This window comes from Microlunatus antarcticus, assembly GCF_014193425.1.
GTDB classification, from domain to species: Bacteria; Actinomycetota; Actinomycetes; order Propionibacteriales; family Propionibacteriaceae; genus Microlunatus; species Microlunatus antarcticus.
The window spans coordinates 495,139-515,865 of record NZ_JACHZG010000001.1 but is presented as its reverse complement, the minus strand read 5'-3'; the positions used below and the strand labels follow the sequence as shown (position 1 = coordinate 515,865).

Below are 20,727 nucleotides of genomic sequence, written 5' to 3'. Positions count from 1 at the left end.
TCGTACGGTGGGGTGGTGACGTACACACTTCCTGACCTTCCGTACGACTACAGCGCGCTCGAGCCGCACATCTCCGGCGAGATCATGCAGCTGCACCACGACAAGCACCACGCCACCTACGTGGCCGGCGTCAACACGGTCCTCGACCAGCTCGCGGACGCGCGCGACAAGAACGCCTTCGGCCCGATCAACGGCCTCGAGAAGACGCTCGCGTTCCACCTCGGCGGGCACATCAACCACTCGGTCTTCTGGCCGAACATGTCCCCGGACGGCGGCGACAAGCCGACCGGCGAGCTCGCGGCGGCGATCGACGAGTTCTTCGGCAGCTTCGACGGCTTCCGGGCGCAGTTCGAGGCCAACGCCAACGCGATCCAGGGCTCCGGCTGGTCGATGCTGGTCTGGGACTCGCTGGGCCAGCGGCTCAACATCAACCAGCTATACGACCAGCAGGCCAACCTGCCGCTCGGGCAGATCCCGGTCGTCCTCCTCGACATGTGGGAGCACGCCTTCTACCTGCAGTACAAGAACGTCAAGGCCGACTACGCCAAGGCGTGGTGGAACGTCGTCAACTGGGCCGACGCCCAGGAGCGGTTCGCCAAGGCGAAGGCGCAGACCCCCGGTCTGATCTGACCTCAGCCCGACAACGGGGATGATCCGGCACCTGTGAGGTGCCAGATCATCCCCGTTGTGCTTTTGCCCTGTGGATGAAGGGGTGAGCCCCGCCGTGTGCGCCTCAGGCTTTTCGGGTGACGACATCGGCCGAGGTGCTGCGAGCGCTCAAGCCGCTTGCCGACCTCCAGGCCGGCGTGATCACGCGCGAGCAGGCCAGCGCCCACGGGGTCTCACCTCGCGTCGTCGCACGGCTGCTTGACGAGGGCCATTGGCGGCGCCTGGAGCGTGGGGTCTTCTTCACTGCCCACCTCGAGCCGCCCTTCGTGGCTCGCGCGTGGGTGGGCACGCTGCTGGGCGGTGACGACGCGCGGGTAGGAGACCTTGCCGCGGGTCGGCTCCACGGGTTGGCCGACGAAGACCCGGATCGGATCATCGTCCTGGTACCTCACGCGCAGCGGCCCGCCCCGCGCCGCGGCTACGAGTTCGTCCGCGAGCGCGCGGGCACCCGTGGCCGATCGATCGGTGCGCCACCCCGCACCACCGTCGAGGACACCGTGCTCGACCTGTGCACCACCGCTCGGCCGGAGGACGTCGTCGGCTGGGTGACCGTGGCCGTGGAGCGCCGTCGGACGACGGCGAAGCGCCTCCGACGCACGCTGGCCGGTCGCAGACGGCATCCGCGCCGCGACCTTCTCGAGGGACTCCTCGCCGACGTCGCGGTGGGCGTCCGGTCTCCGCTGGAGATGACCTACCTGCGCGACGTCGAGCGAGCGCACGGGCTGAGTGCCCTGGTCAGCCGGCAGCTGCCCTCGCGGGACAAGAAGGCGGTGCGTGACGTCTGGTACACGCAGTTCGGCGTCGTGGTCGAGCTCGACGGACGGCTCGGGCACACCGAGCTCGGGCGGTTTCGCGACATGGACCGCGACAACGAGGCAAGCCTTGACGGCTTGCTCACCCTGCGCTTCGGCGCTGGTGACCTTCACGGCCAGCCGTGCCGTGTGGCGGCCAAGGTCGCCCGTGCTCTTCACCAGCGTGGCTGGAGCGGCCTGCCGACTCGCTGTCGCCGCTGCCGACTCGTCCCCGCAGGGGAATGGGGATGATCTGGCACCCACCGGGTGCCAAAGCATCCCCACTGGGTCTACGGAGCCAGGCGGGTCCGGATCCAGGCGTCGTCGGTGCGGTCGTAGCGCAGCCGGTCGTGCATGCGGCTGGGCTGGCCCTGCCAGAACTCGATCATCGAGGGCCGCACCCGGAACCCGCCCCAGTGGGGCGGGCAGGGCACGGTCTCGCCGTCGAAACGGCGCTCGACGCGGGCGTACGCGTCGGTCAGCGCCTCGACGCCGGCGACCTCGCCCGACTGCGGCGAGGCCCAGGCGCCGAGCTGCGAGCCGCGCGGGCGCGACGCGAAGTAGGCCTCCGACTCCTCGCGGGCGACGCGGGTCACGAGCCCCTCGACGCGGACCTGGCGCTGCAGCGGGTACCAGCCGAGGTGCAGGGCCGCGTACGGGTTGACCAGCAGCTGGTGGCCCTTGGCGGAGTCGTAGTTCGTGAAGAACACGAACGTGCCGTCCTCGACGCCCTTCAGCAGGACCGTCCGCGAGGTCGGCCGGTCGCCGAGGCTCGTGGACAGCACCATCGCCGTCGGCTCGGGCAGCTCGCCGCGCTCCTTGGCCGCGAACGCGTCGGCCAGCCAGCCGTCGAAGAGCGGGAACGGGTCGGCCGGGGCCTCCTGCTCCCGCAGGGTGTCGGCGCGGTAGTCCATCCGTTCACCTGCGAGGTCGGGCACCTCGCCATCCTTCCAGCACGACCGGCGGACAGCCGGGCCGGTCCACGCCCCAGATGGAAGGATGGACCACCGTGACGGCGCTCCGGATCCCCCAGGACCTCCTGCCGGCGGACGGCCGGTTTGGCTGCGGCCCGTCGAAGATCCGGCCCGAGGCGCTTGCGGCCCTCGCCACCGACGGGGCCGCGCTCCTCGGCACCTCCCACCGGCAGCGCCCGGTCAAGAGCCTCGTGGGCGATGTCCGTACGGGGCTGGCCGAGCTCTTCGCGCTGCCCGAGGGCTACGAGGTCGTCCTCGGCAACGGCGGCTCGACGACCTTCTGGGACGTGGCGGTCAGCTCGTTGATCGAGCGGCGGAGCGCGCACGCCAGCTTCGGGGAGTTCTCGGCCAAGTTCGCCGCCGCCGCGGCCGCGGCCCCCCACCTCGACGCACCCATCGTGGTCACGGCCCCGGTGGGCTCCGTCAACGTCCCGACGGCCGTGCCCGGCGCCGACGTCTACGCCTGGGCCCACAACGAGACCTCGACCGGCGCGATCGCCCCGGTCCAGCGGGTCGAGGAAGCCGACGACGGCGCGCTCGTCGTCGTCGACGGGACGTCGGCGGCGGGTGGGGTCGCCCTCGACGTCAGCCAGACCGACGTCTACTACTTCGCGCCGCAGAAGAGCTTCGGCTCCGAGGGCGGGCTCTGGTTCGCCCTGGTGTCCCCCGCCGCCGTGGAGCGCGTCGAGCGCATCGCTGCCTCCGGCCGCTGGATCCCGGAGAGCCTCAGCCTGGCCGTCGCGCTGACGAACTCCCGCCTCGACCAGACCCTCAACACCCCGGCGATCGCCACGCTCTTCCTGATGCGCGACCAGCTGCGCTGGCTGGCGGCCCGCGGCGGGCTGGCCGGCGCGGCTGCGCGCACCGCGGACTCCGCGGCCCGGATCTACGGTTGGGCGGAACGGTCGCCGTACGCGACCCCGTTCGTCACGGATCCGGCCCACCGCTCCCCCGTCGTCGCGACCGTCGACTTCGAGGGCGTCGACGCGGCCGCGCTGGCCGCCGCCCTGCGGGCCAACGGGGTCGTCGACACCGAGCCCTACCGCAAGCTCGGCCGCAACCAGCTGCGGGTGGGCATGTTCCCCAACGTCGACCCCGACGACGTCAGCGCCCTGTGCGCCTGCGTCGACTGGCTGGTCCCCCGCCTCGGGACCTGAGCGCCACCTGTGCGCCGTCCGGCCGCGTCGGCAACTGCTGAGCACCGAGGCGCAGAATCGCTGGTGAGGCACGGTTCTCGTGCCGTCGGGCGAGAGGTAGGAACAGGAACACATGGTCGACATCCACGACGAGGCCCGGTCAGCCGACCGGACCGACACGAGCACCTTCGAGATGCAGGGCAGCTGCCCGTTCGGCGGTGACACCGTCGGCGGCGCGTTCGGCGACTCCCCCACGCTCGAGACCTGGTACCCCGACCGTCTCCGGGTCGAGCTGCTGCACACCAACGGCCTGGCCGCCGATCCGATGGGCCCCGACTTCGACTACGCGGCGGCCTTCGCGACCATCGACCTCGCCGAGCTCAAGCGCGACATCACGACCCTGCTGACGACGTCGGTGCCCTGGTGGCCCGCCGACTACGGCAACTACGGCCCGCAGATGATCCGGATGGCCTGGCACTCCGCGGGCACCTACCGGATCGCCGACGGCCGGGGCGGCGCGGGAACCGCGATGCAGCGCTTCGCCCCGATCAGCAGCTGGTGGGACAACGGCAACACCGACAAGTCGCGCCGGCTCCTGCAGCCGATCAAGCACAAGTACGGCTCGGCGCTCTCCTGGGCCGACCTGATCGTGCTCACCGGCAACTGCGCCCTCGAGCTGATGGGCTTCCCCACGTACGGCTTCGGCGGCGGCCGGCTCGACGCCTGGGAGGCCGACGACGCCAGCTACTGGGGTCCCGAGGTCTGGGACGCCGCGAACGTGGCGAGCTACGACTCGATGGTCACCCGCGACGAGCGCTGGCGGGGCCAGAACAGCGACGCCGACTACGACCTGCAGAACCCGCTCGCCGCATCGCACCAGGCCCTGATCTACGTCAACCCGGAGGGCCCGTACGCGAACGGCGACCCGCTGGGCTCGGCGCGCGACATCCGCATCACGTTCAGCCGGATGGCCATGAACGACGAGGAGACCGTCGCCCTGATCGCCGGCGGCCACGCCTTCGGCAAGAGCCACGGCGCGGTCCCGGCGGACAAGATCGGCCCGCCGCCGGAGATCGCGCCGATCGAGGCCATGGGCCTCGGCTGGCACAACCCGCAGGGCGCGGGCAACGCCGAGAACACCATGACCAACGGCATCGAGGGCAGCTGGACGCCCGACCCGACGCAGTGGGACAACAGCTACCTGGAGAACCTCTTCGCCTACGACTACCAGCAGTCGGAGAGCCCGGCCGGCGCGCTGCAGTGGACGCCGACCGACCCGGACGCACCGCGGACCCCGGACGCGCACGTCCCCGGCCTCACGCACCCGCTGATGATGATGACCTCCGACATCGCGCTCAAGGTCGACCCGGCCTACCGCGCCGTGTGCGAGAAGTTCCTCACGGACTTCGACACGTTCACGCTGGCCTTCTCGAAGGCCTGGTACAAGCTCACGCACCGCGACATGGGGCCGAAGCACCGCTACCTCGGCCCGGAGGTGACGATCGAGGACGGCCTGCTGTGGCAGGACCCGCTGCCCGAGGCCGACCACGCACCGATCGACGCGGCCGACGTCGACGCGCTCAAGCGGCGGATCCTGGCCATCGGCGTCGGAGTGCCCGACCTCGTCGTCACCGCCTTCTCGGCGGCGTCGACCTACCGCGACAGCGACCACCGCGGTGGCGCCAACGGCGGCCGGCTGGCGCTCGCGCCCCAGAAGGACTGGGCGGTCAACCGGCGTACGGTGCCCGTGGTCGAGGCGCTCCGGGCGGTCAAGGACGAGTTCGACGCCACAGCCGGCGGGGGCAAGCAGGTCTCCCTGGCCGACCTGATCGTGCTCGCCGGGTGCGCGGCGGTCGAGCAGGCCGCCCGTGACGCCGGGGTGGAGACGACCGTGCCGTTCACGCCGGGCCGCGTCGACACCACGCAGGAGCTCACCGACCTCGAGATGTTCGAGTGGCTGCGCCCGGTCACCGACGGCTTCCGCAACTTCGTCGCCGACGAGTACGCGGGAGTCGCGGCGACCGTGGCGCCGGAGAAGCTGTTCCTCGACCGGGCCAACCTCATGACGCTGACGGCTCCGGAGTGGACGGCGCTGACCGGTGGCCTGCGGGTGCTGGGCGCCAACCACGACGCGTCCGCCCACGGGGTGTGGACCGACCGGGTCGGCGTGCTGAGCACCGACTTCTTCGTCGGCCTCACCGACACCGACCTCGAGTGGTCGCCGGCCGACGCGTCGGGCACGACCTTCGTCGGACGGGTCCGCGAGACCGGGGAGGCGAGGTTCACGGGCACGCGCCACGACCTGGTCTTCGGCTCGAACGCGCAGCTGCGCTCGATCGCCGACGTGTACGCGGCGGCCGACGGCCAGCGTCGGTTCGTCGCCGACTTCGTCCGGGCGTGGGACAAGGTGATGATGCTGGACCGCTTCGACGTGAAGGGTCACAAGCGCTACGGGTCGATGGCCGCCTGAGCGCGGGGCCGCGTCTCTCGACCGACGTCGGGAGGCGCGGCCTCAGCCCGGCCGGCGCACCAGAGCCACGACGACGCCGGCCACCACGGCCACGACGCCCGCGAGACCGACGGCCAGGTAGGTGCCCCGCTGGCGCGTCACCGGGGTGGCGGCGGTGTCCTCCGGGTCCTCGTCCGAGCCGGGGTCGGACGACGCCGAGGGGCTCGCCGAGGCGGCCGCGCCCGGGATCGGCATGGAGACGACCTTCGCGTTCTTGCCCTCGCCGCCGACCAGCAGCGACTTCCCGTCCAACGACAGCGTCAGCGCCTCGGCCTGGGCGACGTCGGTGACGTCCTCGCTCGCGACGACCTGACCAGAGGTCCCGTTGACCACCAGGACCTTGCCGTACGTGAGGTAGGCGATCTCCTTGCCACCGGGCAGGATCACCCCGTCCGTGAGCGTCGCGGGGACGTCCTTGATGCGGGTGAGCTTGTTGACCCCGTCGCGGCTCGGCTTCTCCGGCGCGCGGTAGAGCCCGCCCTTCGCCTCCTTCGTCGCCACGTAGAGGACGCCGGCCGGGGTGACCAGGAGCGTCTCCGCGTCGTGCGCGCCGTCGGGGTAGCGGAAGTCGTACGCACGGTAGGTGCGGACCTCGTCGTCCGGCTTGGGGTCGTCGAAGTAGTAGACGCGGATCGTCTTGCGCTTCGCGTCGTTGTCGCCGATGTCGCCGACGTAGAGGCGGTCGTTGCGCCAGGCCACCGCCTCGGCGTCGACGGGGAAGGCGTTGTAGCGCAGCGTCCCCTTGACCTTGCCGGACGAGTCGACGCCGTAGACGATCCCCAGCGCGCCGGAGTCGTTGACGGTCCAGTAGACCTTGTTCGTGGTGTCGCGGGCCATGCCGGAGTTCTCGGTGATCCGGCTGTCCCTGATCGTGAACGCGGTCTTGCCGGCCGCACCCGCCACCAGCGGGAAGGACGTCGCCAGACCGAGTGCGAGCACGGACGCCGCTGCGGCTCGCAGGGTCGCGCGCCTACGCATGGGATCTCGCTCTCGGTGTGAGGGCCGCTGCGGGTGGGTCCGCCGACGGGTCAGCGGGCAGCGTACGTCCGAACAGTCTCCGCCTGCGAGTCGTGAGACGCGGCCCGCCACGCGGCAGCGCTGGCTCAGCGCAGCAGCGCGGTGACGACGACGAGCAACACCAGCCCCACCAGGACACCGGACACGATCACGCGACGGGTCCGGGGGTTCACACGACCGAGGATAGGAGCGGCTCGTACGGTGAGCGCGTGGCCGGGCTCCGTGCGTACGCCCTGGGGGTCGCGGAGCTGCGCGCCGTCGTCGGCGCGACGGGTCCGGCGGCCGAGCGGCTGAGGGCGATCGCCGCGCAGGCGTTCCCGCCCGGCGGGGCGGCGTCGGCCGTCCCCGACCGGCTGGGCCCGATCTACCGGCGCGTGCCCGGCGCCCCCGTGGTCCGGCCCGAGGACCCGACGCGGAGGGACCTCGACGCGCTTCTGGCCGGGACGCCGATCCTCCCGCGACGCGCGGCCCCCGTGTGGCGCCTGGTCGAGGCGTTCGCCGCCGGGCTCGCCTGGTCCTCCTCCCCGGCCCCCGAGGACGCACGGCTGACGTCGCTCCTCGGGCCCGCCGGGCTCGACCTGCCGCCGCTCGAGGGCCTGGTCGCGGGCTGGTGCCGGCTCGACGACGCCGCCGTGGTCCCGGCCCTGCACGACTGGCTCGAGACGTCGCAGGCCTGGACGGAGGCCGCGGGCCGGGCCGGACGCCCACGGCCCGACGTCGTCGTCCTCGGCCTGCCCTGACGGCCTCGGCGTACGCCGGACCCACGGCCACCGCCGCACGGTTTCTGTCGGCCCCGACCCCTATCGTCTGACGGGTGGTGAAGCGGGTGGCGGGTGAGGCGAGGGCGTGGCCCTGGGTCGCGGTGGCGGTCGTCTTCGTCGTGCTGTCCCCCGTCGCGTCGCTCCTCACCCGGGACGCGACCGGCCGCGCCTCGCTCGGCTGGGTCGCCGTCCAGGCGCTCGCCACGGCGGCCGCGTTCCTCATCCCGCAGATCCGTCAGATCCGCTCCGAGCACCGGCAGGCCAAGGCCGAGGAGCGGGAGTTCGACACCCGGGTCGAGGTGGAGCTGGCGTTCAACGACGCGCTGGAGCCCGTCGTCCGGCTGCTCGGCGAGCTCGCGCAGGAGACCGACCGCGACCAGCGCGAACGGCGGCGGGCGCAGGCCGTGCCGCTGGTGCTCACGACCACGGCCCAGCTGACGGGAGAGGACCGCGTCCGGGCGTGCTGGTTCGCGCTCGAGCCCGGACCTCCGGAACGGCTGCGGCCCCAGGAGTCGCTGGGCCGCGCGGGCCCGGTGACGACCGTCTTCGAGCGCGGCACCCCGGGCGGCGACGCCGCCCTCGACCTGGTCACCGCCAGCTCGCGGCTGCTGGTCCGCGACCTCGAGGTCGACGCCCCGGGACTGTGGGAGCTCGACGACACCACGGCGTACCGCAGCCTGGTCGTGGTGGCCGTGACCGTCGGGAACGTCGCCCACGGGATGATCACCCTCGACGCGCTGGAGGTGGACTGCTTCGACGACGACGATGTCGCGCTCGTCCGCCTGATGGCCGGCCTGCTGGGCGCCGCGATGAGCATCCGGTGATCGTCGGGCCGGCCGGCTCCGGCGTGCTCGCGCGCGTTGGACACGGGTGCGAGAATGGGTCTCCAGACCGAGGAGGTGACGGCACGTGGCGATGACGATCGACGGCGACCACCACGACCGGCGGATCGAGGCGATCCTGACCGACCCGAAGGGCTACTTCGAGCGCGCCCGACGCCGGGCCGAGACCAAGGTCCGGCGCGAGATGGAGCAGGAGCGGGACGTCAAGCCCGCACCGCGCACGAGCTGACCTCACCACCGGTGCGGTGAGCCCCTACAACACGCCCGTGTGGTCCAGCAGCACGCGCGTCCCGATCAGGATGAGGATGACGCCGCCGGCGATCTCGGCGGGCGCCCCGAACCGCTTGCCCACCCGTCGGCCGAGCACGACACCGGCCAGGCTCAGCACGAACGTGCACACCCCGATCAGCAGCACCGCCTGACCGACCGGCACGGGCAGGAACGCGAACGAGATCCCCACGGCCAGGGCGTCGATGCTCGTGGCCACCGCGAGCAGGAGCAGCTCCCGGACGGGCAGGGTGTCGCTGTCCTCCGCGTCGTCCTCGCCGCCGCGTACGGCCTCCCAGATCATCTTGGCGCCGATCAGCGTCAGCAGCCCGAAGGCGACCCAGTGGTCGACGCCGGTGATGTAGCGGGCGAACTGGCGGGCCAGCAGCCAGCCCAGCAGCGGCATGACGGCCTGGAACCCGCCGAACGCGAGCGCGATGGCCAGGGCGTGGCGCAGGTTGAACGTCTTCATGTGCAGGCCCTTGCCGAGGGCGACCGCGAAGGCGTCCGCGGACACACCGATGGCGATGAGCAGCAGACCGAAGAAGGACATGACGAGCGGTCCCCGTCAGACGGGGACGACCACCAGCACCAGGTCACCGCCCTCGACCTGCTGGATCGCGCTGAGCGCCAGCCGCTCGACGCGCCCGGCGACGGCCGAGGTGATGGCGGCCTCCATCTTCATGGCCTCGATGGTCGCGACCGTGGCCCCGGCCTCGACCTCGTCGCCCTCGGCGACCGTCACGGTGACGACGCCGGCGAACGGCGCGGCCACCTGGCCCGGACGGGTCGGGTCGGCCTTCTCGGCCGCCTTGACGTCGACGCGGACCGCCTTGTCGCGGACCCGGATCGGCCGCAGCTGGCCGTTGATCGTGCACATGACGGTGCGCATGCCGCGCTCGTCGGGGTCACCGATCGCGGACAGGCCAAGGATCAGGCTGACGCCGCGCCCGATGCGCGCGATGTGCTCCTCGCCCGGCTGGAGGCCGTAGAGGTAGTCGAGGGTGTCGAGCCGGCCCACGTTGCCGTACGTCTCGCGCAGGTGCAGGAAGTCCTTCGTCGGGCCGGGGAAGAGCAGCCGGTTGAGCGCGGCCTGGCGCGGGGCGCCCTCGCGGTCGAGCTCGGCGGAGTCCTCGTCCGACAGCTCGGTCTCGCGCAGCGGCACCGTCCGGCCGGCCAGGGCCTTGGTCCGGAACGGTTCCGGCCAGCCCCCGGGCGGGTCGCCGAGCTCGCCGCCGAGGAAGCCGATCACCGAGTCGGGGATGTCGTACGCCTGCGGGTTGTCCTCGAACTCCTGCGGGTCCGCCCCCGCCGCCACCAGCTGCAGCGCCAGGTCGCCGACGACCTTCGAGCTCGGCGTGACCTTGGTCGGCCGGCCGAGGATGCGGTTCGCGGCGGCGTACATCGCCTCGATCTGCTCGAACTTCTCCCCCAGGCCCAGCGCCACAGCCTGCTGGCGCAGGTTGGAGAGCTGACCACCGGGGATCTCGTGGTCGTAGACGCGCCCGGTCGGGGCGTCCAGGCCGGACTCGAAGGGCGCGTAGACCTTGCGCAGCGCCTCCCAGTACGGCTCCAGGTCCATCACCGCGCGCAGGTCGAGGTTCGTCGCGCGCTCGGTGTGCTCGAGCGCCGCCACGAGCGCGGACGCGGGCACCTGCGAGGTCGTGCCGGCCATGGGCGCGCTGGCCACGTCGACGGCGTCGACCCCGGCGTCCACCGCGGCCATCAGGGTGGCGAGCTGGCCGCCGGCGGTGTCGTGGGTGTGCAGGTGCACGGGCAGGTCGAAACGCTCGCGCAGCGCGGTGACCAGGGTCTTCGCCGCCGGTGGGCGGAGCAGGCCAGCCATGTCCTTGATCGCCAGCACGTGCGCGCCGGCGTCGACGATCTGCTCGGCCAGGCGCAGGTAGTAGTCGAGCGTGTAGAGCTTCTCGTCCGGGTTGGTGAGGTCGGCGGTGTAGCAGAGCGCCACCTCGGCGACCGTCGTCCCGGTCTCGCGGACCGCCTCGATCGCCGGGCGCATCTGGTTGACGTCGTTCAGCGCGTCGAAGATGCGGAAGATGTCGATGCCGACCGTCGCCGCCTCCGCGACGAACGCGCTCGTCACCTTGGCCGGGTAGGGCGTGTAGCCGACCGTGTTCCGGCCGCGCAGCAGCATCTGCAGGGCGACGCCCGGCATGTTGTAGCGCAGCGCCGCGAGCCGCTCCCACGGGTCCTCGGCGAGGAAGCGCAGGGCCACGTCGTACGTCGCCCCGCCCCAGCACTCGACGCTCAGCAGCTCGGGGGTCATCCGCCCGACGTACGGGGCGATGCGCAGCAGGTCCTTGGTACGGACGCGGGTCGCCAGCAGCGACTGGTGCGCGTCGCGGAACGTCGTGTCCGTGACCTCGGTGCGGACCCGCGCCCGCAGGTCGGCCGCGAAGCCCTCCGGCCCGAGCTCGAGCAGCCGCTGCCGCGAGCCCTGCGGCGACGGCTTCGACAGGTCGATCCCGACCGGGCGCTTGACCCCCGGGTCGAGGTGCGTCGGCGCGGGGCCCCACGGCTTGTTCACCGTGACCTCGGCGAGCCAGCGCAGCAGCTTGGTGCCGCGGTCGGCGGGCGCGTGGGTGGTGAGGAGGCCGGGACGTTCCTCGATGAACGCGGTCGAGACGTCGCCGGCGATGAAGTCGGGGTCCTCGAGGACGGCCTGCAGGAACGGGATGTTCGTGCTGACGCCGCGGATGCGGAACTCGGCCAGCGCTCGGCGCGCGCGGGCGACCGCGGCGTCGAAGCTCCGGGCCCGGCAGGTGAGCTTGACGAGCATCGAGTCGAAGTGGGCGCTGATTTCCACGCCCGTGTCGACCGTGCCGCCGTCGAGGCGGACGCCGGCGCCGCCCGCGCTGCGGTAGGCGGTGATCGTCCCGGTGTCGGGACGGAAGCCGTTGGCCGGGTCCTCGGTCGTGATGCGGCACTGCAGGGCCGCGCCGTTGATGCGGACGTTCTCCTGCGACAGGCCGAGGTCGGCGAGCGACTCGCCACTGGCGATGCGCATCTGCGACTGGACGAGGTCGACGTCGGTGATCTCCTCGGTGACCGTGTGCTCGACCTGGATCCGCGGGTTCATCTCGATGAAGACGTGCTCGCCCGCGCGCGGGCCCTCGGTCTCGACGAGGAACTCGACGGTGCCGGCGCACGAGTAGCCGATCGAGGTCGCGAACTTCACGGCGTCGGCGCACAGCGCCTCGCGCAGCTCGGGGCTGATGTTCGGCGCCGGGGCGATCTCGATGACCTTCTGGTGGCGGCGCTGGATCGAGCAGTCGCGCTCGAACAGGTGCATCACGTGCCCGGACGCGTCGGCGAGGATCTGCACCTCGATGTGCCGCGGGCGCCCGACGGCCTGCTCGATGAAGGCGGTCGGGTCGCCGAACGCGCCCTCGGCCTCGCGCATGGCCGCCTCGGTCAGCTCGCGGAGATTGGCCGGGTCGTCGACCCGGCGCATGCCGCGCCCGCCGCCGCCGGCGACCGCCTTGACGAAGACGGGGAAGCCGATCTCCTCGGCGCCGGCCACGAGCTCGTCGACGTCGGCCGAGGGCGGGGTCGAGCGCAGCGTCGGCACGCCGGCCGCGCGGGCGGCGCCCAGGGCGCGCACCTTGTTGCCGGCCAGCTCGAGCACGTCGGCCGGCGGGCCGATGAAGGTGATCCCGTTCGCGTCGCAGGCGCGCGCGAGGTCGGGGTTCTCCGACAGGAAGCCGTAGCCCGGGTAGATCGCGTCGGCGCCGGACTCCAGCGCCGCGCGGATGATCTCGTCGATGTCCAGGTAGGCGCGGACGGGGTGCCCGCGCTCGCCGATCAGGTACGCCTCGTCCGCCTTGATGCGGTGCACCGCGTTGCGGTCCTCGTACGGGTAGACCGCGACCGTCTGGGCTCCGAGCTCGTAGGCGGCGCGAAAAGCCCGCACGGCGATCTCACCCCGGTTGGCGACCAGCACCTTCGTGAACATGCCGAGAACCTATCTGGCCGCGTGTTACCGGTCCGCTACACGTCCGCGCTGCTCGCTCCGCGTCCTGCCGCCGAACGCCTGACGCGCTGGGCGGCCCGGGACGGGTGCTCTCACGAGGCCCCCTCACAACCATCCGCCCTCGCAAGCTCGGGCTCCCGCCAGACCCATCCACGCTCGGGGGCCTCGTGGGAGCACCCGTCCCTAGGTCGGCAGGGCGTCTGACGGTGGCACGTCGGTCAGGGCGAAGCGTGCTGTCACGTTCGCCGTGGCGGTCTGCGGCTGGGGTTCGAGGTCGAGCTCGGGTGCGGGCTCGGCACCACCCTTGGCCGACATGGCGAACATGCGAGGCATCTGGCCGAGGCCGCCGTCGGTGTCGGAGAGCTCGAGGAGGTCGCCGAGGGTCGCGCCGAGGGCGGTGGCGTAGTCGCGGGCCCGGTTGACCGCGGCGCGGACGGCGGCGAGGCGGGCCTCGCGCTGGAGCGGCGACTCGCGGCGCAGCGACCACCAGGGGCCGTCGACCTGCGCGCCCGGCAGGCCGACGAGGGCGACGACGAGGTCGGAGAGGCCGGCGAAGTCGGCGAGGACGAAGGAGGCCGCGTACCGACCGGTGTAGCCGGTGATCTTCACGCCGGAGCGGCGGTCGAAGACGGGCGTGACCTGGAGCGGGTCGGTGCGGACCGCGTCGTACACGAGGTCGGGCCGGGCGGCGTCGACCTGCCGCCCGAGATCGCCGAGGGCGCGGGCGACGTCGGTGGCGGTACGCCCGGTGGTGTGCAGGACGACCGACACGGTCGCGAGCTCCGGCGGCCCCTCGACCTGCCCCTCGCCCCGGACGGTCACGGTCGGCGTCGCACTCATGCGCCGACCCTAGCGAGCACGAGAGATCAGGAACGCTCCCTGAGCCTGTCGAAGGGCCTCGAAGAGGTTGGCTCCACTCGACCAGGAGCCAGCCCGTTCCGGGCCCTTCGACAAGCTCAGGGAGCGTTCCCCAGAGCTCAGGCGGCCTTCACCTCGAGGTTGGGGTGCGGGTGGAGGTGGGGGCGGACCTTCAGGTGCTCGCGGTGCAGGACGAACGCGACGCTCGCGAGGACGCCGAGGGCGGTGAGGCCGCCGCCGCCGATGAGGGTCCAGCGAGGGCCGAGGACCTCGCCGACCCAGCCGAGCAGGGGCGCACCGATCGGGGTGCCGCCCATCAGCACCATCATGTAGAGCGCCATCACGCGACCGCGGAGGTGGCCGGCGGCGCCGAGCTGGACGGAGGCGTTCGCGGCGGTCAGCGTCAGCAGGGCGACGAGGCCGAGCAGCGGCAGGATCGCCGCGTACGTGGCGTAGGTCGGCATCAGCCCGGCGGCGATCTCGACGACCGCGAAGGCCAGGGCCATGATCACCACGAACCGTCCGCGCGGGCGGGTCTGGCGCCGGGCGGCCAGCAGTGCGCCGGTGAGCGAGCCGACGGCCATGAACGTGCCGAGGATCCCGTACGCGGCCGCGCCCTTGTGGAACTCCTGCTGCGCCATGAGGGCGGAGGTCATCTGGAAGTTCATGCCGAAGGTCCCGACGAAGAACGCCACGCACAGGATCAGCAGGAGGTCGCTGCGGTGGGCGATGTAGGACATGCCCTCGCGGATCTGGTGCTTGGCCCGCGGGGGGCGTTCGGCCCGGTTGAGCAGGGCCGGGTTCATCAGGCTCAGCGCGAGGATCATCGCGCCGTACGTGACGGCGTTGGAGAGGATCGCCCAGCCTGAGCCGAAGCCGGCGATGACCAGGCCGGCGAGGGCCGGGCCGATGACGCGCCCGGCGTTGAAGTTGGCCGAGTTGAGCCCGACGGCGTTGGCGATGTGCTCGCCGCCGGCGACCTCGGAGACGAACGCCTGGCGCGCCGGGTTGTCGAAGGCGGTCCCGAGCCCGAAGGCGAGGGCGATGACGAAGACGTGCCAGGTCTGGGCGACCCCGGTGACGGCGAGCAGGCCGAGCACGGCCGCGCACACCGCCATCCAGCCCTGGGTGACCCGAAGGATGCGGCGCTTGTCGAAGCGGTCGGCGATGAGCCCGCCGTACGGCGACAGCAGCAGCATGGGCAGGAACTGCAGCCCCGTCGTCACGCCGACGGCCAGCGCCGAGCCGTGGGACAGCTCGAGGACGAGCCAGTCCTGGGCGACGCGCTGCATCCACGTGCCGATGTTGGAGACGAAGGCGCCGGCGAAGTAGATCCGGTAGTTCGGCTGGCCGAGCGCGGCGAACATGCTGCGGCGCTTCGTCCCCGCTTCCTCGGCCCCACGCTCGTCGGCGACGACGGCCTCGGCGGCGTCGGGCAGGTCGGCGGGGTCGGTCGGGCGGTCGGCCCGGGTGTCGGTCAGCGGGGTGGGACGGTCGGTGTCCACGGTCACGCGGCGTTGATCCTCTCGAGGATGCCCACCGCACGGCGGAGCACCTCTCTGTCGTCCGGGTCGAGCTCGGCGATGCGTTGGGCGAGCCACTCGGAGCGGCGGCGGCGGTTGAGCAGCAGGAGCTCGCGTCCGCTCGTGGTCAGGGAGACCAGCGACTGGCGCCGGTCGGTCGGGTCCGGGGTGCGGACGACGAGCCCGCGCTCCTGGAGCGCGTTGACGACCCGCGTCATCGACGGGGCGGCCACGCGCTCGGCGGCGGCGAGCGTCCCGATCGGCTGGTCGTCGGCCCGCGCGAGGGTGCCCATCGCCGACAGCTGGCTGGCCGTCAGCTCGAGCCCGTCCGCCCGCACCTGCCGGAGCCGGCGCGCGAGGCGCATGACCGCGGGCCGCAGCCCGTCGGCGAGGCCGGCGACGCTCCGCAGCTCGCTGCGGGTGCTCCGGGTGGGGGTCGTCGTGCTCATGACCCTCAATCTACTCCTTAGCAATGTTAAATACAAAGGCTAAGCAACGCCGGATGAGCGCGGCCACGGGGCACGATGCTCGGCAGCCGCCCGCAGGGGGTCGGCGAGAACGAGGGGTGGGTCCATGGCGTGGGTCGTGCTGGTGCTGTCGGGCGTGATGGAAGCGGTGTGGGCCACGGCGCTCGGGAAGTCCGAGGGGTTCAGCCGCCTCGCACCGACCGTCGTGTTCGGCGCCGGGCTGGTGGTGAGCATGGCCGGGCTGGCGTACGCGATGCGCTCGCTCCCGGTCGGCACGGCGTACGCGGTGTGGGTCGGGATCGGCGCGGTCCTCACGATCGTCTACGCCATGGCGACCGGCGAGGAACCGTTCTCCGTCGTCAAGGCGCTCCTGCTCGCCGGCATCGTCGGCTGCGTGATCGGGCTCAAGCTCCTGCACTGAGCCGGGCGCGCAGCCGGCCCGGAGACGACGCCCGGATGAACACCTGCGGCGCCGCCGTGGCGGAGGACGGGTGCCGGCGCGGGCCGTCCGTACGATGACGAGACCGGGCGTGGACCCGGCCACGGACGGAGAGGGAACCCGAGATGGCGCGGATCAGCCGCCGCACGGCGCTGCTGGGAGTGGCGGCCGCCGCGCTGGCCGCCTGCTCGCGGGACAAGACCCCGGCGCCCGCCCCCGCGGCGGACGTCCCGACCCCGGTTCCGACGCCCGCGGCGTCGACCACGCCGGCGGCCCCGGTCGACACGCGGCCCCGCTGGCCGCTGACGGGCGAGCTGCTCGACGACAAGAAGGACGCCCGGCACGCCGCCGTGGCGGTCAAGGTCCCGGACAACCGCCAGGAGCACCCGCAGCGGGGCATCAACGACGCCGACATCGTCTTCGTGCAGCTGGAGGGCTACCTCGACGCCGACGGCTACAGCTCGACCCGCCTCGTCCCGGTGTTCCACAAGCACATGCCCGACACGGTGGAGCCGGTCCGCTCGATCCGCCCCGTCGACGTCCCGCTGCTCAGCCCGATGGACGCGATCATCGGCAACACGGGCGCCGCGAAGTGGACGATCAAGTACGTGAAGAAGTACGACAAGCACCTCGAGTCGATGCTGTCCTACCTCGCGACGAAGGGCACCGGCGCGTACGGGACCGACCAGTCGCGGGTCTACCAGTACCAGGGCCAGACCTACTACGACCGCGCCACCACCTGCCATCCGAAGGTCCTGGCGCAGCAGACCAAGCGGTTCCGGGACGGTCCGCCGCGCGTCTACTTCCCCATCGCGTCCAGCGACAAGGAGGTGAGCACGGTGAAGTTCAAGGGCAAGGACGGCACGAGGCTGCAGGTCCCGTACAAGGGGGACGGCTACCTGATGGGCTACACCTACGACAAGAAGTCCAAGCGCTACCTGCGGAGCATGCCCTGGGGCCCGCACGTGCTGGCCGACGGCAAGCGCGTCTCGACCGACAACGTGCTGGTGATCAAGGCGCACCAGCACTACGAGCACCACGAGCCGTTCCACGACGTCATCGACACCAAGGGCACGTTCCTCTACTTCAACCGGGGCCGGTACGTGACCGGGACCTGGCGCAAGGCCGGGGTCGCGGAACCGTTCAGCTTCGCGCTCACCAACGGCGAGCCGCTCCGGATGGCCCCGGGGCAGACGTTCGTGGAGCTGCCCGACACCAAGGCGAAGATCAAGATCGGCGACTGAGGCGCCACCACGCGGGGTGGGGGACGTCGCATGGACAGCACCACGCCCACCGGCCGACCTGGCCCGCGAACCACGCAGGCGCTCGCGATCTACCCGCGCGACCACGCCGCCGCGGCGCTGGCCGGCGCGGACCTCTTCGCCCGGATGTCCCGCTCGCGGGCCGACCGGGCCTGGGAGCCGACGCAGGTCGTGGTCGAGGGCGGGCTCGACGCGCTGCTGGCCAAGGCGAACGGGTGACGGGCGCTGCAGGCCGCGTACGGGACCACCCTCCCCGTCGACCTCGACGGGCTCCTCGACCGGGCCGAGGACCAGGTCGCCCGGCTGCGGACGGTCCACGCGACGGTCGCCGCCGCCGTCCTCTGAGTCTCAGTGCTCTGAAGCTCAGCGCTCTGAGGCTCAGACGTCGAGGCCGGCGATGACCTTCTCGAGCAGCTCCGCCATCGTCTCGATCTCGTCCTCGGTGAGGCCGGAGAGCACGTCGGACTCGACCATGTCGGACTGGCGGATCACCTCGACGAAGAGGGCGTAGCCGGCGTCGCTCAGCTGGATCAGCACCCGGGTGCGGTTGTCGGAGTCCTGCTCGCGCGTGATCAGGCCCCGCTCGACGAGGCGGTCGAGGCGGTGCGTCATCGACGACGGGGCGATGTTCGTGGCCGCGGCGAGCTGGGACGGGGTGAGCGGCGCGTGGCCGGGGCTCCGCGCGAGCTCGGAGATGACCAGGTACTCGTTGGTCGAGATGTCGAGGTCGACGAGCTGGCGGTCGTACCACTGGTTGAGCCGGCGGGAGAGCCGGTGCACCGCGGTGGTGACGCGCTGGATCGACTCGTCGGCGCCGGCCGCCACGAAGGTCGCGACCGCCTGACGCAGGTCCGCGGCGTCGCCCGGGGAGAGGACGGCCGTCTTGTCGGCGGCTGCCGGCGCGTCAGTCATGGGGTCAGTCTCACCGATCGGTGCGTGGTCGGCCAACGACGTCAGTCGAAGAGGGAGTCGCTCTGGTCCCAGTCGATGGTCTCCCAGAGCAGGGCCGGGAGCTCCTCGACGTGCTCCTCCTCGACGACGCTCGAGTGGGCGCCGCAGCCGTGGTCGACGCTGACGACCGAGCCGTCCGAGGCGGAGAAGCCGTTGGTGCAGGCGCCGAAGAGAACGCCCAGCTCACCGGTCAGGCGGGTGAAGAACCCGCAGGTCTCGCACACGTCGGGCGCCTGGCGGGTGAGGTTGTTGTCCGGGCCGGGCGGGCCCTGCAGCCAGCGCAGCGTGGCGTCGTCGCGACCCGTACGCGTCAGCACGCGCTCGCGGCCCAGGCCGAGCTCGGCCACGACGACGCGGGCCAGCTCCTCCTCGGCGGGGTCCTCGCTGGTGGCGGACTCGCCGCCGGTGTAGCCGGGCTCGAGCCGCTCGTCGTCGACCGGCGAGGCCATCAGGAGGCCCGCGGTCACGTCGCCCGGGCCGACGCGCTCGGCCCACGGGACCCAGCGCGGCGCCAGCAGCGACCCGTCGCCCGGGAGCAGGACGACCTCGTCGACGGTGACGACCTTGGCCCGCGAGGCGCGGGCGACGGTCACCGACCAGTGCCAGCCGGCGTAGCCCGGGTGGGTCGAGGCGAACACGTGGGTGAGGACGCGGTCGCCCTCGGCGACGGCACCGAGGTGCTCGCCGACCCCGATCACGCCGGCGGTCTCGACGGCCGCGTCACGCGCGAGGTCGACGGCGTCGAGGCAGGCCTGGTCGGCCTTCGGCGCCTTGGGCGCCCGCGGGGCGCGCGCGGGGGTGGTGGTGGGTGTCGTCACTAGAGCTCCAGCTCGTCGGCGACGGCCCGCAGCACGGAGGCGAGCTTGCCGGCCGTCCGGGCGTCGGGGTAGCGACCGCGGCGGTAGCCGTTGCCCACGCTGTCCATCGTCTTGATCAGGTCCTCGATGATCACGGTCATCTGCTCGGTGGGCTTGCGCTGCGCCTTGGACAGCGACGGCGGGGCCTCGAGGAGGTGCAGCGACAGCGCCTGCTCGCCGCGGCGGCCCTCGACGATTCCGAACTCGACCTTCTGCCCGGGCTTCAGCGTGGTGACACCCTCGGGCAGCGCGTTGGAGCGCAGGTAGACGTCCCCGCCGTCGTCCTTGGTGAGGAAGCCGAAGCCCTTCTCGGCGTCGTAGAAACGGACCTTGCCAGTCGGCACGACGAACCTCACCTGCTCTTCACGTCTGCTGCGGATGCTGTGCGTCGCGTGGACGAACCGCGACCGCGTACGGGTCACCCACGCTGGGCAACCCCCCGATCCTAGCGGGACGGCTGTCGGCGCCCAACCGAGATCGCGCCGCCCGGGCGGCACCGGCTGTTCTCGTCGCCACCGTCCCGCCGCCCCCCGGCTCACTAGGATTGAGGCGTGGCGACCTGGGAAGACGGACCGGAGTACGCGCCGCACGAGCGGCCGCAGTACTTCGCCGACGCCCCCGTGGCGCCGCTGGAGCAGGCCCCGCCCGCGGCGCGTCCCGCCGACGGCCAGCCGACGAGCCGGCCGCACTTCGACGAGCCGTCCGCGCCGGTCGCCGCCCTGGCGACCCTCGTGCCCGAGCCCCCGGACGAGCGCGACCCGCACCTCCCCTTCGACACCGTGACCACCACGCTGACGTCGGAGTCGCCCTGGGGCGCCAGCCAGCCGTTCGTCGCCAGCGCGCCCTTCGCCGCGACCGCCTCCGAGCTCGCCTCGGCCCCGACGTCCGGGCCGCTGCCCCAGATCCTGCCGACGGGGCCGGTCGGCCAGGGCGTGCCGCAGCCGCCGGCGGACCCGTACGCCTTCCCCGTCCCGGGCACCCCGGAGTGGTTCGCGCCGCCGCCCACGACGTACGGCGACCAGCGTCAGCCCGGCCGCGTCGACGCCAAGCAGGTCGTCGAGGCCGCGACGCCCGGGCTGTGCATCGTCCTGGCCGTCGGCGGGCTCATCTACGTGCTCGCCCCGGTCATGCTGATCGTCGCCGTGATCCTGTCGACGCGGGTGAAGGTCGCGCAGCGGGCCGTGCGCATCGCGTTCCGGATCGCCGCCGGCGCCGTCGCCTTCTTCGCGCTGGTCGGCCTGGTGCGGTCGGTCTTCGACGGCGACCCGTGGTGGAGCTACGTGGGCCTGTGGTCGCTGCTGATCTGCTGGGTGATGCTCGGCGTGACGCTGCTCGTCGTGCGGCAGGGGCTTTCCCGGCCCCGGCCGCCGGCCGCGACCCCGCCCTCCTCGAATCCCTGGGGCTGAGCGC

Annotated in this window: 21 protein-coding genes; 11 read left to right on the top strand and 10 right to left on the bottom strand. The window is 72.5% G+C overall.

All coding sequences use genetic code 11. From position 1 onward, the window contains the following. Positions 1 to 12 precede the first annotated feature (12 nt). Both FHX39_RS02510 and FHX39_RS02505 read left to right on the top strand, forming a co-directional pair. Entirely contained in the window at positions 13 to 630 is a 618-nt protein-coding gene (locus FHX39_RS02510; protein ID WP_183336530.1) for a superoxide dismutase, read from the top strand. Positions 631 to 746: 116 nt separating this feature from the next. Continuing rightward, positions 747 to 1,712, top strand: coding sequence for a type IV toxin-antitoxin system AbiEi family antitoxin domain-containing protein (locus FHX39_RS02505; protein ID WP_183336528.1), 966 nt, complete (start codon positions 747 to 749; stop codon positions 1,710 to 1,712). Positions 1,713 to 1,750: 38 nt separating this feature from the next. Here the strand turns inward: FHX39_RS02505 and pdxH are convergent, their stop codons facing one another. Then, entirely contained in the window at positions 1,751 to 2,398 is a 648-nt protein-coding gene (gene pdxH / locus FHX39_RS02500; RefSeq protein WP_332836634.1) for a pyridoxamine 5'-phosphate oxidase, read from the bottom strand. A 53-nt stretch (positions 2,399 to 2,451) separates the two neighbouring features. Here pdxH and serC point away from each other — a divergent pair, with 53 nt between their 5' ends. Beyond that, a complete protein-coding gene (serC, locus tag FHX39_RS02495) occupies positions 2,452 to 3,591 on the top strand; it encodes a phosphoserine transaminase (protein ID WP_183336526.1) in 1,140 nt (379 codons plus the stop codon). Between the two features lie 112 nt (positions 3,592 to 3,703). Beyond that, positions 3,704 to 6,040: a catalase/peroxidase HPI gene (gene katG, locus FHX39_RS02490; protein WP_183336524.1), complete on the top strand. Its 2,337-nt coding sequence runs from the start codon at positions 3,704 to 3,706 to the stop codon at positions 6,038 to 6,040. 42 nt (positions 6,041 to 6,082) lie between these two features. Here the strand turns inward: katG and FHX39_RS02485 are convergent, their stop codons facing one another. Then, positions 6,083 to 7,018: a hypothetical protein gene (locus FHX39_RS02485; protein ID WP_183336522.1), complete on the bottom strand. Its 936-nt coding sequence runs from the start codon at positions 7,016 to 7,018 to the stop codon at positions 6,083 to 6,085. Positions 7,019 to 7,305: 287 nt separating this feature from the next. Here FHX39_RS02485 and FHX39_RS02480 point away from each other — a divergent pair, with 287 nt between their 5' ends. The 3 genes from FHX39_RS02480 (at position 7,306) to FHX39_RS02470 (ending at position 8,928) form a co-directional block, all read left to right on the top strand. Beyond that, the gene (locus FHX39_RS02480) at positions 7,306 to 7,836 is read left to right on the top strand and encodes a hypothetical protein (protein WP_183336520.1); all 531 of its coding nucleotides are present in this window, start codon (positions 7,306 to 7,308) and stop codon (positions 7,834 to 7,836) included. A gap of 74 nt (positions 7,837 to 7,910) precedes the next feature. Next, the gene (locus FHX39_RS02475; protein WP_183336518.1) at positions 7,911 to 8,681 is read left to right on the top strand and encodes a hypothetical protein; all 771 of its coding nucleotides are present in this window, start codon (positions 7,911 to 7,913) and stop codon (positions 8,679 to 8,681) included. Positions 8,682 to 8,766: 85 nt separating this feature from the next. Then, entirely contained in the window at positions 8,767 to 8,928 is a 162-nt protein-coding gene (locus tag FHX39_RS02470; protein WP_183336516.1) for a hypothetical protein, read from the top strand. Between the two features lie 24 nt (positions 8,929 to 8,952). On the opposite strand, the gene FHX39_RS02465 is transcribed toward FHX39_RS02470, so the two are convergent. The 5 genes from FHX39_RS02465 to FHX39_RS02445 all read right to left on the bottom strand — a co-directional run bounded on the left by FHX39_RS02465 (position 8,953) and on the right by FHX39_RS02445 (position 15,790). After that, complete coding sequence (locus FHX39_RS02465) at positions 8,953 to 9,519, bottom strand: manganese efflux pump MntP (RefSeq protein WP_183336514.1); 567 nt, start codon at positions 9,517 to 9,519, stop codon at positions 8,953 to 8,955. Positions 9,520 to 9,534: 15 nt separating this feature from the next. Continuing rightward, on the bottom strand, positions 9,535 to 12,942 hold the full coding sequence (locus tag FHX39_RS02460; protein WP_183336512.1) for a pyruvate carboxylase: 3,408 nt from the start codon (positions 12,940 to 12,942) through the stop codon (positions 9,535 to 9,537). Positions 12,943 to 13,143: 201 nt separating this feature from the next. Beyond that, entirely contained in the window at positions 13,144 to 13,800 is a 657-nt protein-coding gene (locus FHX39_RS02455) for an SIMPL domain-containing protein (protein WP_183336510.1), read from the bottom strand. Between the two features lie 137 nt (positions 13,801 to 13,937). Next, positions 13,938 to 15,329: an MFS transporter gene (locus FHX39_RS02450; protein ID WP_332836632.1), complete on the bottom strand. Its 1,392-nt coding sequence runs from the start codon at positions 15,327 to 15,329 to the stop codon at positions 13,938 to 13,940. Next, positions 15,326 to 15,790: a MarR family winged helix-turn-helix transcriptional regulator gene (locus FHX39_RS02445; RefSeq protein ID WP_183336508.1), complete on the bottom strand. Its 465-nt coding sequence runs from the start codon at positions 15,788 to 15,790 to the stop codon at positions 15,326 to 15,328. Before FHX39_RS02445 ends, FHX39_RS02450 begins: the two co-directional genes overlap by 4 nt. A 124-nt stretch (positions 15,791 to 15,914) precedes the next feature. On the opposite strand from FHX39_RS02445, the gene FHX39_RS02440 reads away from it, so the two are divergent. The 3 genes from FHX39_RS02440 (at position 15,915) to FHX39_RS02430 (ending at position 17,728) form a co-directional block, all read left to right on the top strand. Next, on the top strand, positions 15,915 to 16,229 hold the full coding sequence (locus FHX39_RS02440) for a DMT family transporter (RefSeq protein ID WP_183336507.1): 315 nt from the start codon (positions 15,915 to 15,917) through the stop codon (positions 16,227 to 16,229). Between the two features lie 143 nt (positions 16,230 to 16,372). Then, positions 16,373 to 17,491, top strand: coding sequence for a DUF3048 domain-containing protein (locus tag FHX39_RS02435; protein WP_183336506.1), 1,119 nt, complete (start codon positions 16,373 to 16,375; stop codon positions 17,489 to 17,491). Positions 17,492 to 17,521: 30 nt separating this feature from the next. Further along, positions 17,522 to 17,728 carry a hypothetical protein gene (locus tag FHX39_RS02430; protein ID WP_183336505.1) on the top strand — a complete coding sequence of 69 codons (207 nt, stop codon included), beginning with the start codon at positions 17,522 to 17,524 and terminating at the stop codon, positions 17,726 to 17,728. 159 nt (positions 17,729 to 17,887) lie between these two features. Here FHX39_RS02430 and FHX39_RS02425 read toward each other — a convergent pair whose 3' ends face one another. From FHX39_RS02425 to FHX39_RS20875, 3 genes are read right to left on the bottom strand one after another with little or no spacing between them, the layout of a single operon-like run. Then, a complete protein-coding gene (locus FHX39_RS02425; protein ID WP_183336504.1) occupies positions 17,888 to 18,421 on the bottom strand; it encodes a MarR family winged helix-turn-helix transcriptional regulator in 534 nt (177 codons plus the stop codon). 41 nt (positions 18,422 to 18,462) lie between these two features. Further along, entirely contained in the window at positions 18,463 to 19,278 is an 816-nt protein-coding gene (locus FHX39_RS02420) for a DUF3027 domain-containing protein (protein ID WP_183336503.1), read from the bottom strand. Continuing rightward, positions 19,278 to 19,661: a cold-shock protein gene (locus FHX39_RS20875; protein ID WP_183336502.1), complete on the bottom strand. Its 384-nt coding sequence runs from the start codon at positions 19,659 to 19,661 to the stop codon at positions 19,278 to 19,280. The genes FHX39_RS02420 and FHX39_RS20875 overlap by 1 nt, the downstream gene beginning before the upstream one ends. A 207-nt stretch (positions 19,662 to 19,868) precedes the next feature. Between FHX39_RS20875 and FHX39_RS20870 the strand changes: the two genes are divergently transcribed. Continuing rightward, positions 19,869 to 20,723 (top strand): MFS transporter, encoded by an 855-nt coding sequence (locus tag FHX39_RS20870; RefSeq protein WP_183336500.1) that lies wholly within the window; start codon positions 19,869 to 19,871, stop codon positions 20,721 to 20,723. Positions 20,724 to 20,727 lie beyond the last annotated feature (4 nt).